The sequence below is a fragment of the Streptomyces sp. NPDC051322 genome, assembly GCF_040689485.1.
Taxonomy (GTDB): Bacteria; Actinomycetota; Actinomycetes; order Streptomycetales; family Streptomycetaceae; genus Streptomyces.
In genome coordinates this window covers 324,634-336,980 of the sequence record NZ_JBFBAK010000006.1, presented here as the reverse complement: position 1 = coordinate 336,980, position 12,347 = coordinate 324,634, and the positions used below count along the sequence as shown (strand labels likewise).

Here is a 12,347-nt window from a genome sequence, read left to right as displayed (position 1 = left end):
ACAAGTGGAACTGGCCTATTACTCGGACTACGCCGTGCGCCTGGTCAACACCGAGGAGCCGGCCCGCAACAAGGACTCCCTCACTTCGGTCGACGCGGTGCGCGAACTCTTCGGGACGAACACCTCGGCGGCCCGGCGGGCCACGGACGCCGACCTCACCCGTTTCCGGTCGGTACGCGGCCGGCTGCGCGCCGTCTTCGAGGCTGCGGACAGCGGGGACGAGACACTCGCGGTGGACCTGCTCAACTCGCTGCTGATGGAGTTCCCGGTGTCACCCCAGGTGTCCGGCCACGACCACCGGGACGAGGACGACCGCCCGATCTGGCACATGCACCTGGCGGACCACCCGTCCAACGCGACCTCCGGTTACGCGGCCATCGCCTCGATGGGTCTGGCCTTCCACCTCACCGAGTACGGCGTGGACCGGCTCGGCCTGTGCGAGGCAGCGCCGTGCCGCAACGCCTACCTCGACACCTCGACCAACCGCTCGCGCCGCTACTGCTCGGACCGCTGCGCGACCCGCGCCAACGTGGCCGCCTACCGGGCGCGCAAGCGCCTGGAGACGTCACGGTCCGCCAGCACCGGCCTGACCGACGAGGCCAGCCAGGAGAGCACCACCCCGAGCGAGCGCTGACGGCCCGGCGTGATCGGCCGATAGCGGGCCCGCACCCGCCCCAGCAGCAGCTCATCCGGCACGACCCCGTAATCCCGGCTGTCCTGCGCGCTCTCCACCGAGCTGTCCCCGAGCACCCACCAGCCGCCGTCGCGCCGCTCGATCAGCCGCTTCACGATGAGCAGATCCTGCTGCAAGGGATGCCGCAGCACCGCCACATCACCCGGCCGCAGTTGCACGCCGTAGTGGACCAGCACCTGATCACCGTGCAGCAGCGTGGGCACCATGGAAAGCCCGCCCACCTCCGCGACCCCGAAGGGCACTCTCTGTTCCCGCCCCTGATCCGTCATCCGCCACCTCCGGTCCGATCGTCCACCAGTCCCATACTGGCCCTGGACTTTTGACCTAAGCCCCAGGGGGCACTCGCGAAATTGGGCCACTCACGGAGTAATGTCCCACCCGAGAAGACGATCACGAGGAAGGACAGCTCAATGCTTTCCCGCCTGTTTGCCCCCAAGGTGAAGGTCAGCGCCCACTGCGACCTCCCCTGCGGCGTGTACGACCCGGCCCAGGCCCGCATCGAGGCCGAGTCGGTCAAGGCCATCCAGGAGAAGTACCAGGCCAACGAGGACGCGCACTACCGGGCCCGCGCCACGGTCATCAAGGAAGAGCGTGCCGAGCTCGCCAAGCACCACGTCTCGGTGCTGTGGAGCGACTACTTCAAGCCCCCGCACTTCGAGAAGTACCCGGAGCTGCACCAGCTCGTCAACGACACCCTGAAGGCGCTGTCGACGGCCAAGGGCTCGACGGACCCGGCCACGGGCCAGAAGGCACTGGATTACATCGCCCAGATCGACAAGATCTTCTGGGAGACCAAGAAGGCCTGATGGACGGCTGGACCTGCACCTTTCGTAGGTCGAACCGCCCACCTGACCGCACCCGCTCCGCAGGCCGCCGAACACGGCGTCCCTGACGGAGCGGGTGCGGTTTTCGTTTCACCCGGCCACAGGAAGACGTGGCGGTTCCGCTCCCGGCAGGCCTGCCTGCCTGCAAGAGTGCGGGCATGAGTGATGTCGTAATCCGTCGTGCCGAGCTCGACGACATACCTGCGTTGGTGGCCCTGCGCTGGCGGTTCAAGGTGGAGGAGGACGGTGACGAAGTCCTTCAGGAGGAAGAGGAGTTCATCGCTGGATGCGACGGGTGGCTGCGTGCTCGGATGGGCGGGTCGTGGCGTGCCTGGCTCGCGGAAGCGGGTGGCCGGCCTTGCGGCCACGTGTTCGTGTCCCTCGTGGAGAAGATCCCGAGTCCCTGCCCGGGGCCCGAGGCGCTCGGATACGTGACGAACTTCTATGTCATTCCCGAGCAGCGCAACCGCGGCCTGGGCAGGGCCCTCCTCGATGAAGTGACCCGCTACGCGCGCGCCGACCAGCTGGACACGTTGATCGTGTGGCCGTCCGAGCGAAGCGCTCCGCTGTACCGGCGCTGCGGCTTCGACGCACCGGTTGAGCTCCTCGAACAGCCGATCGCGCCCAGCTGAACGAAATCCCGGAGTGGCTGTGCCGAGGGTCCGCCGCAGGGTGTTCCGCGGCCTGGTCACGTGGTGAGCAGCACGCCCCCGTAGGCGGCGGAGGCCACCACGATCCAGGCGGCCAGGCCGAGCAGCGCAGTTCTGGCGCCGGACCTGACCAGCGAGGGCAGGTGTACGGCGCTACCGAGGCCGAACAGGGCGGCGGCGAGGAGGAGTTGCTGGGCGGCGTCGGCCGTGGTGAGGGCGGCGGTGGGCAGCAGGCCGGTGCTGCGCAGGCCGGTCATCGCCAGGAACCCGATCACGAACAGCGGCACCAGCGCCGGGCGGCGGGTGCCCGTCACCGGCCGGCCGCCGTCCGCGTCGTACGCGCGGCGGCGCCGGTAGGCGACCGCCACCACGGCGACCAGCGGGGCGAGCATCGCCACCCGGATCAGCTTGACCAGCACAGCCTCGCCGAGCGCGGTCGGGCCGGCCGTCTGGGCGGTGGCCACGACCTGGCCGACATCGTGGACGCCGGCGCCGACCCAGCGGCCGAACTGGACGGAGTCCAGGCCCAGGGGGTGGTGGAGCAGCGGCAGTACCGCGATCGCCAGGGTGCCGCAGAGCGTCACCAGGGCGATCGAGGTGGCCACGTCCGATGCGTGCTCCTCGTCGTCGTCCTTGCCGAGCGCACCGCTGACCGCGGCGATGGCGGAGGCACCGCAGATCGCATAGCCGGTGGCGACCAGCAGCGGCTGGTCGCCGGGCAGGCCCAGCTTCCGGCCGAGCCACCAGGTCCCGAAGAAGGTCGCCAGGACCACGCCGAGCACCATGGCCACGGTGGCCCAGCCCAGTCCCAGTACGTCGCCGATGCTGAGCTTCAGTCCGAGGAGCACGATGCCGGCCCGCATCAGGTGCTTTCCGGCCAGCGCGAGTCCCTGGCGCCCCCGACCGCGTACGAGCGAGTGCACCCCGGGAACATGCGCGGCCACCACACCGAGCACCACGGCGGCGGTCAGCATCGGCACAGCGGGGAGCAGGGCGTGCACGCCCTCGGCGAGTGCCAGACCGGCGACGGCGAGCGCCACGCCGGGTGTGTTACGGCGCACGGGGCCGGGCCTCTGCGCCGGCGTACCGCTGTCGGACAGCTGCTTCGGCGTCGGCGTGCGATCGCCCGGGACTGATGGGGTGCGCTCGGTACTGAGGGTCATGATCACCAGACTGCTGGGGATCCGGCGACCCCGGTAGACGCGAATCGGTGGCCAGGTCATAGGGTTCCCCTATGAAGGATGCCCGATGAAGGCGAGCCGATGAGTGACCGTGGTGATGGCCCGGAACCGGGGCAGCGCCCGCTGCCCGACCTGCAGTCATTGCAGTTGCTCGTCACGGTGGCGGAGACCGGCAGCCTGGGCCGGGCGGCCTCCCGGCTGCTGATCAGTCAGCCGTCCGCGAGCGCCCGGATGCGCACGCTGGAACGCCATCTGGGCCTGCACCTCCTGGACCGTTCGACGGCCGGCTCCCGGCTCACGCCCGCCGGTGCGGTGGTCACCGACTGGGCGCGCGCGGTGCTGGAGCAGGCCGCGGCGCTGGTCGAGGGGGCCGCGGCGCTGCGCTCCCGGCAGGACGACCGGCTGCATGTCGCCGCCAGCCTGACCATCGCGGAGGAGCTGATGCCCGGCTGGCTGGTCACCCTGCGGGACGGCGCGCCGCACGCCCACGTCGGGCTGACCGTGACCAACAGCTGGGGCGTCATCGAGGCGCTCCGCCGGGCCGAATGCGACCTGGGGTTCGTCGAGGGCCCGCGGGTCCCCGACGACCTGCACCGGTCGGCGGTCGGCCGGGACCGGCTCGCGGTGGTGGTCGCCCCCGGCCATCCCTGGGCGAACCGCCGCAGCGCGCTGACCGGGCGGGAGCTGGCCGACACCCCCCTGCTGCTCCGGGAGGCCGGCTCCGGGACCCGGGAGACCCTGGAGCGGGCCCTGCGCCCGTACGACGGGATCGCCGTTCCGGTCCTGGAGCTGGGCTCCACCGCGCCGCTGCGCAGCGCTGCCGCCCGTGGTCTCGCCCCGGCTGTGCTCTCCGCCCTCGCCGTGCGCGAGGACGTGGACAACGGACGCCTGGTCGAGGTCGAGGTCGACCCGGCGGTCCGGCTGCACCGCATCCTGCACGCGGTATGGCCCAAGGGCCGCGAGCTCCCCGAACCTGCGCTTCATCTGCTCCGCGCGGTGCGGGGGCGGTGAGCTGTCGCGACGCGCCCGCGCTCAGTCGTGCAACCGACGGTCCGCGGGGCCGACCGCGAAGCGGGTGAAACGCACCTCGAGGCCCTCGCTCAGCGGCGAACAGCAGAACGGCCCGGCCCAGGCCTTGGCGCTGGGCTCGAGCGGGGCCAGCCGCATCATCCGCCACGGACCGTCCTCGCAGCGCGCCCGGAACGTCACGGCGTCGCCGGTGCGGCTGGCCCGGACGGTGACCTGCCGGCCGGCCCATTCGGGAACGGGGGCCATCGACCAGTCCGACACTCCGCGGGTGACCACGGCACCCAGGTGCGGCGCGGAGTCGGTCAGTTCGATCCCCGCTTTGATCCAGTTCTCGGAGTCGGTACGGACCATCACACCGGCCTGGTCATACAGCGCACGGAAGCCGGCAACGAAGCTCACTTCGACGGCCGATCCGGCGCTCAGGCCGGTGAGCAGGGCGTGGCCGTCGTCATGCACGAAGCCGTAGCCGGTGGTACGCCAGAAATCGGTCCTCGCCCGGGTGGTCACCCGGAGGTCCGGGCCGTCCGCGACGGCTGCCCGGGGCGGGTTGAGCCACTCGGCGTCGGACCAATCGACGGCGTAACCGCCCTGCCAGGGCACGACCTTGGTGACGGCGTCCACCGGCAGGGGGCCGTAGATGTGGGGGAACTCGTCGGCGCCGTCGGCGGGCGCCTCGTACCGCACGGGTACCGAGAGCCGGTCGCTGTCGATGACCAGGACGACCAGTTCGCCGGCGCTCTCCGCCGCCGGACCGCCGTACAGAAATTCGGCGACCCCGACGAGTTGCCCACGCAGCGAGCAGTGGATGAAGCCCTCGTCGTGCAGGGTGCGGCCACGGGTGGACATCTCGTACGTACCGGTCCCCCGGGCCGCTTCCCAGAGTGCTCGCTCGGTGATGTGCAGCAGTTCGGTCATGGGCCCACGCTATGCGCCGGCGGGGCTCAGCGAGCTCTCGGGCTGCTCCGGTGCCTGCTGCTTGCTGTCCGGGAGCAGTCCGCGTTCGGCGAAGACCTTCTTGGCGACGAAGGTGGCGTTGAGGGCCTTGGGCATGCCGCAGTACACCGCGGAGTGCAGCAATGCCTCGACTATCTCCTCAGTGGTGAGGCCGACGTTGAGGGCCGCGTTGATGTGGACGTCCAGCTGGGCTTCACAGCCGCCGAGCGCGGTGAGCATGCCGAGGGTGACCAGCTGCCGGTCGCGCGGAGCGAGGCCGGGACGGCTGTAGATGTCACCGAAGGCCCAGGCGACCACCTGGTGTCCCAGTTCCGGTGAGATGTCCGCCAAGGAGTCGACGACCCGCCGGCCGCTCTCCCCGTCCACCCGGTTGAGCACATCCATGCCACGCTCGAAACGGTCCTGCCGGGTTTCGGCGACGTCGGCGGTCTCGGCTGTGCCGGCGGTCTCGCTCTGGTCGTTGTGGGCGCTGGTCATCTCTGGTCCGTCCTTGCTGAGTAGTCGGGCAGCGGTGCATGAAGGGGCCGGGGCGCCACCGCCGTTGATCAAGAAGGACGGTAATTGTTGGAGCGTACTCAAGGTCAAGTCCGCTACGACGAAGGCGCCGGGTCGCAGCCCCCGAGCACCTTCGCCTCCACCGCTTCGTCCAGACCGACCGCGGGGCGGTCCGGGCGCAGTGGGGCGACGCCGCCGATCGAGCGGAGCCACGTCCAGGTGTCACGCACCGTGTCCTCGACTGGGCGGCACCGCAGGCCGGCCGCCAGGGCCTTGTCGGTGTTGCCCTGGTGCATCATGGCGTGCATCTCACCGGGCGGCAGCCAGATCGGGAGCTGTGACCAGGGTTCGATGCCGGCTTCGAGGATCACCTCCGGTGGCGTCCAGCGCAGTTCGGCCGACGATCCGGTGACCCGTAAGCAGGCGTCGAGCAGTTGGCCCATCGTCGCGTGCCCGGACGGGCTCACGACGTTGTACGCGCCCGACAGACCGGCCTCGGCGGCGTCCAGGACCCAGGCGGCGAGGTCGCGAGCATCGATGTACTGGATTGCCAGGTCCCGCGGCCCGGGCGCCAGTACGGGGCCGCCTCGGACGATCCGCCGCAACCACCAGGGCAGCCGGCCCACGTTCTCGTGCGGTCCGATGACCAGGCCCGCACGGGCCAGCAGTGCTCGCTCCTCGAAGGATTCGACCGCCGCCAGCTCGCCGCCCCGTTTGGCCTCCGGATAGGGGACGTCGCCGGCGAGGTCCGGCGCCGAGTCCACCAGCGGGCCGTTCTCCGGAAGCCCGGCCGGGGCCGGGTAGGCGTACACCGAGCGGCTGGAGACGTAGACGTAGCGGCGGGCGCGGCCGGCGAGCAGCCGGGCCGACTGCCGTACGGCGGCGGGAGCTCCGGTCCAGGTGTCCACGACCACGTCCCACTCACCGTGCGCCAGGGCCGCCAGGCCGTCGGGGGCGGTCCGGTCGCCCCGCAGCACGGCGGCACCCGGCGGGGCCGTGGTGGTACCGCGGTGGAAGACCGTCACGTCCCAGCCGCGTCGCAGCGCCCGGTCCGTCACGGCCCGGCCCACGAATTCCGTTCCACCCAGCATCAGCAGCTTCATGAGGGCAACCCTGCCCGGTGTGGCCGCCGGCCGGAAGCGGTGCATGCTCTCAGCAGAATCGCTGCGTAGGGTGCCCGGATGAGCAGACGGTGGTGGGCGAGCGGGGCCGCGGTGGTGACCGTGGCCGCAGGTCTCGGGGTGCGCGCGCTGACGGACGGTGCGTTCGCCAAGTGCGCGGGGGACGCCCTCTACACGGTCCTGGTGTATCTCGTGGTGGTGCTCGTCGCGCCCCGGCTGACGGCGGTGACCGCGGCCGGGATCGCTCTCGGCTTGAGCTGGGCCGTGGAGTTCCTGCAGATGGCGGGGGTGCCCGCGCTGCTGCAGCCGTTGCTGGGGTCGACCTTCAACGCGCCTGATCTGTTCTGGTACGCCGTGGGGGCCGCTCTGTGCTGGGCGGTAACGACCGGTTCCGTCAGGGTGGTCGCGCTGCGTAGACCTTGACGACGGGCCGACGCGATCACATAGTTTCGGGGCCATGGACGCGCCGTACACACGCTTGCTGGTGGACCGATTCGCCGAGACCTTCCGCTTCTACCGTGATGTGCTGCCGGGGCTCACCGGGGCCGAACTGGCCCGCGGGGACGAGTTGTCCGGCTACGCCAGCTGGGACCACAGTGGCCGCACGGTCTTCGCCCTGTTCGACCGGCACGTCATGACCCGGGCGCTGGGAACGGACGAGCTTCCGGACGGGGAGAAGGCCCAGGACCTGTTCTCCGTCGTGATCCACATCGACGACCGCAGCGATCTGGACGCGGCGGTCACCCGGTGCATCGAGGCCGGTGCGACCGTCGCCGCAGCCGCGCAGGACCGGCCGCAGTGGGGGCCGACCATGCGGACGGCGCACCTGCGCGACCCCGACGGTCGGCTGCTGGAGCTGCAGACCTACTGACCGTGCAACGGCCGGGACATGCGGGGTGGCCCGGCCGTACTCCCCTCCGCCCTACACGCCGACGGCGAACGGGGCCCGGAGGGTGGCGCCGGAGGGGAGCTGCTCCTGTATGAGGGCGAGCGCAGCTCCGAAGTCGCCCTGGTCGTTGCCGGAGACGTAGCTCGTGCCGCCGTAATGCAACGTCACGCCGAGGTCCGTGGTCGGCCGCCGCAATGCCAGCAGACAGCTCAGCGTGGCCTGTTGGGTGGTGCTGTCGGCTGAGACGACGGGCAGCGGCATGTCCCACTCCAGCACACAGTCGCTCAGCGGTCCAACGCCAGCCGAACGGTCCGCGTCCACCGGTTCGAACGAGTCGAAAGATGCTCCCGCATACTCAACTCCCCGGATTTTGGTGTGGAGTTGCTGCTCGATCGCGCTGATCACAAGGGCATCTGATCCATGGCTGTCCCGGTACCAGCCGGCCCATGACTGTGGTGTCATGAGCGCGACTGTAGCGCTGTCACCAGCCCGGCGTCACCAAGAGTGACCAAGTCCGGCATTACCACTTACCGGCGTACTCGTCACGAGCGTCCCCTTCTCGGAACAGACCGGCCCGATGTCAGCCGCGCGGCTCTCGCCACATCGGCCACATCTGCGGGCCGTCCGGAAGCTGGACGGCAGTGCCCATGAACACGAAGCCGAGCCGCTCGTAGAGCCGCCGGCTGCGTGCGCTGCTCGCCTCCAGGTAGGCGGGCGTGCCCTCGCGGTCGCACCGCTCAAGCACCGGTGCCATCATCGCGGTTCCGAGCCCCTCCCCCTGTCGCTCCGGGGCCACTCCGATCATCAGCAGGTAGGCGTGTGCCCGGTCGTGCGGATGGATTTCGCCCATCAGCCGGCCGACCTGTTCGGCCCGTTCGTTGTCCGGGTCCGCGGCCTCCCGCATCCGGGCGGGGGTGTCGTCCTCCTCCTCGGGCAGGCCGGCCGGGATGTCCAGCCAGAGCGCCATCGCCGAACCGTCCTCGCTCAGGTCCGCCCTCCCCTCCGCGAGCGTCACGTCGACGAACACGCCCAGGAACTTTCCGTGCACCTTCCTGCGGTGCGTTTCGTCCGGGAAGACCCAGCTGCTCACCGGGTCGTGCAGAAAGGCCTCGTCCAGCAGCCTTACGAGCACCTCGCGGTCGGCCCCGCCCGCCCGTCGTATCGCCACGCCCATGGTCCGGTCCCTTGTCTCTCGCCGATCACGTCGCATTAACTCGCCGACACGATATTGGAGTTGGGCCCGGACCACGGGCAGGGGCTCAGCTGCTTCGCCGGGTGACGTACTCCGCGAGGGAGAGCAGCCCGTCCGCCGCCGCAAGATCGGGCAGCGCGCGTGCCAGGTGGCCGATGGCCTTGGCCATCCGGTCGGCCGCCTCCGTCTGGGCCCAGTCCCGGCCGCCCGCCCGGTCGACCGCGTCGGCGGCCCGCCGGATGCCCTCCGCGTCCAACGGACCGCGGTACAGCTCCGCGAGCTCCGCGGCCGCCGGGGTGCCCGAGGCCAGTGCGGCGACCACCGGGAGGGACTTCTTGTGGGCGGCGAGGTCCGCCCCGGCCGGTTTGCCGGTGCGCGACGGCTCCCCCCAGATGCCGATCAGGTCGTCGATCAGCTGGAAGGCCAGGCCCGCCTCGCGCCCGAACGCGTCCAGGGCCGCCGCCTCGCCCGGTCCGGCGCCCGCGTACAGCGCACCCGTCGCGCAGGCGCAGCCGAGCAGCGCGCCGGTCTTGGCCTCCGCCATGGTCAGGCACTCGGCCAGCGACACGTCCGTCCGGGTCTCGAAGGCGGAGTCCGCCTGCTGGCCCGCGCAGAGTTCGATGACACAGGCCGTGAGCCGACTGGACGCGGCCAGGGCGGCGGGGTGGCCGTCCTCGGCGAGCATCCGCAGGGCGAGCGCCTGCATCGCGTCCCCGGCGATGATCGCCTCGGGTATGCCGAAGACGGTCCAGGCGGTGGCCCGGTGCCTGCGGGTGGCGTCCCGGTCGATGACGTCGTCGTGCAGCAGCGTGAAGTTGTGCACCAGCTCCACTGCGGCAGCTGCCCGCACGGCCCGGCGTGCTTCCCCGCCGAATGCCCGGGCCGCCTCCAGGACCAGGGCGGGCCGGATCGCCTTGCCGGCCTGTCCGGCGGCCGGGGAACCGTCGGCATGCTCCCAGCCGAAGTGGTACATGGCGATACGGCGCAGGGGTCCGGGGAGGCTTCCGACCCAGGAGCGGAGCTCCGGGTCGACCAGGGCTCGGGTGTGTCCCAGGAGCGCCGCGGCCTCACGGCCCCCCTCGGTCGCGGCGTCCGTACTGGTCAAGGTCACGGTCACTTCCTCAGCAGCAGGCGTACGGAGTCTTCGGCGGCCCCGGGCGGACCGGCCGGGTGGCGTCCACGGCAAGGGTGCCCGGCCGGTCCGTCCGGGGTGCCGCGTCACCTCCAGCGGCTCACCTCCACGTTTTCCAGGACGCCGAGGGCGTCGGGGACCAGGACGGCGGCGGAGTAGTAGGCCGTCACCAGGTAGGAGATGATCGCCTGCTCATCGATGCCCATGAAGCGGACCGAGAGACTCGGCTCGATCTCGTCGGGGATGCCGCTCTGCTGGAGTCCGATGACGCCCTGGTCGGACTCACCGGTCCTCATACAGATGATCGATGTGGTGCGGGCTTCGCTGACCGGGATCTTGTTGCACGGGAAGATCGGCACTCCGCGCCAGGCGGGCACATATTGTCCCCCGACGTCCACACTCTGCGGTACGAGACCGCGCTTGTTGCATTCACGGCCGAATGCGGCGATGGCCCTGGGGTGGGCGAGGAAGAGCTTGGATCCGCGCCTGCGCGACAGCAGTTCGTCCATGTCGTCGGGGCTGGGCACGCCGTCGTGCGGCTGGAGCCGCTGCCCGTAGTCGCAGTTGTTGAGCAGTCCGAACTCGCGGTGGTTGATCAGCTCGTGCTCCTGGCGCTCGCGCAACGCCTCGACGGTGAGCCGCAACTGCTGCTCGGTCTGGTTCATCGGCTGGTTGTAGAGGTCGGCGACCCGGCTGTGCACCTTGAGGACCGTCTGCGCGACGCTCAGTTCGTACTCCCGCGGCGCCGCTTCGTAGTCCACGTAGGTGTGCGGTACGAGGGCTTCGCCGACATGGCCGGCGGACAGATCGATCTGTGCTTCGCCGTAGTTGTTGGTGCGCTGGTGCGGAATGGAGAGCAGACCGGCGAGATGCTCGCGCAGCGAATCCGCGCGCTCCGCCAGGTTCAGCACGTCGGCCCTGGTCAGCTCCAGGGCGACGCAGGAGGTGGCGGCACGGGCGGTGTATTCCCAGGTGGCGCCCTCCTCGACCAGCGCCTGGTCGCCGAAATACGATCCGTCGGCCAGCACGCCGAGCACCGTCTCGTCCCCGTAGGGACCGGTGCCGATCTTTTCGACGCGTCCGTGCGCCAGCAGGAACACCCGGTCGGCGGCCTCACCGGACACGGCCAGCACATCCCCCGGCGCGAACTCCCGCTGCGCGCAGCGCTGCGCCAGCTCGGCGAGTGCCGCCTCGTCGTCGAAATCCCGGAGTGCGGGCAGCTCACCCAGCTCCGCGGGGATGACCTGCACCCGGCCGCCGGTCTGCACGAACGTCACGCGTCCGTCACCGACCGAGTAACTCAGCCGCCGGTTCACTCGGTACGTACCGCCCTGCACCTGAACCCAGGGCAGCATCTTCAGCAGCCACCGGGAGGTGATCTCCTGCATCTGCGGTGCGGACTTGGTGGTCGTCGCGAGGTTCCGCGCAGCTGCCGTGCCCAGGCTCTGCTGCGGCGGTGCCTGCGTGTCGCGAACCTCTTCACCAACGGACATCTGTCGTCCTCTCGATCATGGGCTGACCTGCCTGATGAACACTTCCAGGCGGAGGATCCGACGCGCCATTACACAAAAGAGTGCGACTAACGGGGCTTTGAGCTGGGCACACGGCCGCTGACCGCGGCGCATCTTTGTTGTATCTCCGGTGCAAGTTATCTAGCGTGACCGTCATGCGGCTGACGAGATTCACCGACGTGGCACTGCGCGTGCTGATGCGGCTGGCTGTCGCGGAGGGCGAGGATCCGCCGACCACCCGGGACGTGGCGGCGGCGATGCAGGTGCCGTACACCCATGCCGCGAAGATCGTCGCGCGACTCCAGCACCTGGGTCTGGTGGAGGCGCGCCGTGGACGCGGTGGCGGTCTGACGCTCACCGGAGCCGGCCGGTCCGCTTCGGTCGGCAGCCTGGCCCGGGAACTGGAGGGGCCGGGGGACGTCGTCGAGTGCGAGGGCAGTACTCCTTGCCCGCTCCGCTCGGCCTGCCGGCTCCGCGCCGCTCTGCGCGACGCCCAGGAGGCCTTCTACGCCTCATTGGACGAGGTCACGATCGCGGACCTCGTCACCGCGCCCACCGGACCGCTGCTGATCGCGATCAGCGGCCGCCCGGCCACCGACTGAACCGCCGACGGTAGAACCGGCCGCAGGCGACCCGAGGCGACCGCAAGCGACCCGTCGGCGGACACATCCGGAC

At 70.7% G+C, this 12,347-nt stretch carries 15 protein-coding genes and 2 pseudogenes; 7 read left to right on the top strand and 10 right to left on the bottom strand.

The window, feature by feature from the left end:
• Positions 1-4 precede the first annotated feature (4 nt).
• Positions 5-634, top strand: coding sequence for a CGNR zinc finger domain-containing protein (locus tag AB0436_RS16940; protein ID WP_366468632.1), 630 nt, complete (start codon positions 5-7; stop codon positions 632-634).
• Here AB0436_RS16940 and sodX read toward each other — a convergent pair.
• Positions 538-963 carry a nickel-type superoxide dismutase maturation protease gene (sodX, locus tag AB0436_RS16935; protein ID WP_366468631.1) on the bottom strand — a complete coding sequence of 142 codons (426 nt, stop codon included), beginning with the start codon at positions 961-963 and terminating at the stop codon, positions 538-540. The two genes, AB0436_RS16940 and sodX, sit on opposite strands and share 97 nt — an antisense overlap.
• A gap of 141 nt (positions 964-1,104) precedes the next feature.
• Between sodX and sodN the strand changes: the two genes are divergently transcribed.
• Together sodN and AB0436_RS16925 are read left to right on the top strand one after the other, a co-directional pair.
• The gene (gene sodN / locus AB0436_RS16930; RefSeq protein WP_366468630.1) at positions 1,105-1,500 is read left to right on the top strand and encodes a superoxide dismutase, Ni; all 396 of its coding nucleotides are present in this window, start codon (positions 1,105-1,107) and stop codon (positions 1,498-1,500) included.
• A 176-nt stretch (positions 1,501-1,676) separates the two neighbouring features.
• Positions 1,677-2,150 carry a GNAT family N-acetyltransferase gene (locus tag AB0436_RS16925; protein WP_366468629.1) on the top strand — a complete coding sequence of 158 codons (474 nt, stop codon included), beginning with the start codon at positions 1,677-1,679 and terminating at the stop codon, positions 2,148-2,150.
• 56 nt (positions 2,151-2,206) lie between these two features.
• Here AB0436_RS16925 and AB0436_RS16920 read toward each other — a convergent pair whose 3' ends face one another.
• Positions 2,207-3,331, bottom strand: a complete 1,125-nt coding sequence (locus AB0436_RS16920; RefSeq protein ID WP_366468628.1) for a putative sulfate exporter family transporter — start codon at positions 3,329-3,331, stop codon at positions 2,207-2,209.
• Positions 3,332-3,430: 99 nt separating this feature from the next.
• Here AB0436_RS16920 and AB0436_RS16915 point away from each other — a divergent pair, with 99 nt between their 5' ends.
• Positions 3,431-4,360 (top strand): LysR family transcriptional regulator, encoded by a 930-nt coding sequence (locus AB0436_RS16915; protein ID WP_366468627.1) that lies wholly within the window; start codon positions 3,431-3,433, stop codon positions 4,358-4,360.
• 21 nt (positions 4,361-4,381) lie between these two features.
• Here the strand turns inward: AB0436_RS16915 and AB0436_RS16910 are convergent.
• The 4 genes and pseudogenes from AB0436_RS16910 to AB0436_RS16895 form a co-directional block, all read right to left on the bottom strand.
• Positions 4,382-4,921, bottom strand: a pseudogene (locus AB0436_RS16910) (DUF1349 domain-containing protein); the annotation flags it as partial.
• Positions 4,922-4,966: 45 nt separating this feature from the next.
• Positions 4,967-5,293: pseudogene (locus tag AB0436_RS16905) on the bottom strand (DUF952 domain-containing protein); the annotation flags it as partial.
• A 9-nt stretch (positions 5,294-5,302) separates the two neighbouring features.
• Complete coding sequence (locus tag AB0436_RS16900; RefSeq protein WP_366468740.1) at positions 5,303-5,716, bottom strand: carboxymuconolactone decarboxylase family protein; 414 nt, start codon at positions 5,714-5,716, stop codon at positions 5,303-5,305.
• Between the two features lie 206 nt (positions 5,717-5,922).
• Positions 5,923-6,930 (bottom strand): NAD-dependent epimerase/dehydratase family protein, encoded by a 1,008-nt coding sequence (locus tag AB0436_RS16895; protein ID WP_366468626.1) that lies wholly within the window; start codon positions 6,928-6,930, stop codon positions 5,923-5,925.
• A gap of 78 nt (positions 6,931-7,008) precedes the next feature.
• On the opposite strand from AB0436_RS16895, the gene AB0436_RS16890 reads away from it, so the two are divergent.
• Both AB0436_RS16890 and AB0436_RS16885 read left to right on the top strand, forming a co-directional pair.
• Positions 7,009-7,371 (top strand): DUF2809 domain-containing protein, encoded by a 363-nt coding sequence (locus AB0436_RS16890; protein WP_366468625.1) that lies wholly within the window; start codon positions 7,009-7,011, stop codon positions 7,369-7,371.
• 34 nt (positions 7,372-7,405) lie between these two features.
• Positions 7,406-7,819: a VOC family protein gene (locus AB0436_RS16885; RefSeq protein WP_366468624.1), complete on the top strand. Its 414-nt coding sequence runs from the start codon at positions 7,406-7,408 to the stop codon at positions 7,817-7,819.
• A gap of 51 nt (positions 7,820-7,870) precedes the next feature.
• Here the strand turns inward: AB0436_RS16885 and AB0436_RS16880 are convergent, their stop codons facing one another.
• The 4 genes from AB0436_RS16880 to AB0436_RS16865 all read right to left on the bottom strand — a co-directional run bounded on the left by AB0436_RS16880 (position 7,871) and on the right by AB0436_RS16865 (position 11,654).
• Positions 7,871-8,299: a DUF6304 family protein gene (locus tag AB0436_RS16880; protein ID WP_366468623.1), complete on the bottom strand. Its 429-nt coding sequence runs from the start codon at positions 8,297-8,299 to the stop codon at positions 7,871-7,873.
• 118 nt (positions 8,300-8,417) lie between these two features.
• Positions 8,418-9,011 carry a GNAT family N-acetyltransferase gene (locus tag AB0436_RS16875; RefSeq protein ID WP_366468622.1) on the bottom strand — a complete coding sequence of 198 codons (594 nt, stop codon included), beginning with the start codon at positions 9,009-9,011 and terminating at the stop codon, positions 8,418-8,420.
• Positions 9,012-9,096: 85 nt separating this feature from the next.
• Positions 9,097-10,140 (bottom strand): family 2 encapsulin nanocompartment cargo protein polyprenyl transferase, encoded by a 1,044-nt coding sequence (locus AB0436_RS16870; protein WP_366468621.1) that lies wholly within the window; start codon positions 10,138-10,140, stop codon positions 9,097-9,099.
• A gap of 107 nt (positions 10,141-10,247) precedes the next feature.
• On the bottom strand, positions 10,248-11,654 hold the full coding sequence (locus tag AB0436_RS16865) for a family 2B encapsulin nanocompartment shell protein (RefSeq protein WP_366468620.1): 1,407 nt from the start codon (positions 11,652-11,654) through the stop codon (positions 10,248-10,250).
• A gap of 173 nt (positions 11,655-11,827) precedes the next feature.
• Between AB0436_RS16865 and AB0436_RS16860 the strand changes: the two genes are divergently transcribed.
• Positions 11,828-12,274, top strand: coding sequence for an Rrf2 family transcriptional regulator (locus AB0436_RS16860; RefSeq protein ID WP_366468619.1), 447 nt, complete (start codon positions 11,828-11,830; stop codon positions 12,272-12,274).
• The last annotated feature ends 73 nt before the right edge of the window (positions 12,275-12,347 follow it).

Excerpts from the sequence above, each read along its gene's own strand:
- AB0436_RS16865 (WP_366468620.1), bottom strand. The coding sequence starts at position 11,654 with ATGTCCGTTGGTGAAGAGGTTCGCGACACGCAGGCACCGCCGCAGCAG.
- AB0436_RS16900 (WP_366468740.1), bottom strand. The coding sequence starts at position 5,716 with ATGGATGTGCTCAACCGGGTGGACGGGGAGAGCGGCCGGCGGGTCGTC.
- sodN (WP_366468630.1), top strand. The coding sequence starts at position 1,105 with ATGCTTTCCCGCCTGTTTGCCCCCAAGGTGAAGGTCAGCGCCCACTGC.
- AB0436_RS16880 (WP_366468623.1), bottom strand. The coding sequence starts at position 8,299 with ATGACACCACAGTCATGGGCCGGCTGGTACCGGGACAGCCATGGATCA.
- sodX (WP_366468631.1), bottom strand. The coding sequence starts at position 963 with ATGACGGATCAGGGGCGGGAACAGAGAGTGCCCTTCGGGGTCGCGGAG.
- AB0436_RS16915 (WP_366468627.1), top strand. The coding sequence starts at position 3,431 with ATGAGTGACCGTGGTGATGGCCCGGAACCGGGGCAGCGCCCGCTGCCC.
- AB0436_RS16895 (WP_366468626.1), bottom strand. The coding sequence starts at position 6,930 with ATGAAGCTGCTGATGCTGGGTGGAACGGAATTCGTGGGCCGGGCCGTG.
- AB0436_RS16925 (WP_366468629.1), top strand. The coding sequence starts at position 1,677 with ATGAGTGATGTCGTAATCCGTCGTGCCGAGCTCGACGACATACCTGCG.
- AB0436_RS16890 (WP_366468625.1), top strand. The coding sequence starts at position 7,009 with ATGAGCAGACGGTGGTGGGCGAGCGGGGCCGCGGTGGTGACCGTGGCC.
- AB0436_RS16920 (WP_366468628.1), bottom strand. The coding sequence starts at position 3,331 with ATGACCCTCAGTACCGAGCGCACCCCATCAGTCCCGGGCGATCGCACG.
- AB0436_RS16860 (WP_366468619.1), top strand. The coding sequence starts at position 11,828 with ATGCGGCTGACGAGATTCACCGACGTGGCACTGCGCGTGCTGATGCGG.
- AB0436_RS16875 (WP_366468622.1), bottom strand. The coding sequence starts at position 9,011 with ATGGGCGTGGCGATACGACGGGCGGGCGGGGCCGACCGCGAGGTGCTC.
- AB0436_RS16885 (WP_366468624.1), top strand. The coding sequence starts at position 7,406 with ATGGACGCGCCGTACACACGCTTGCTGGTGGACCGATTCGCCGAGACC.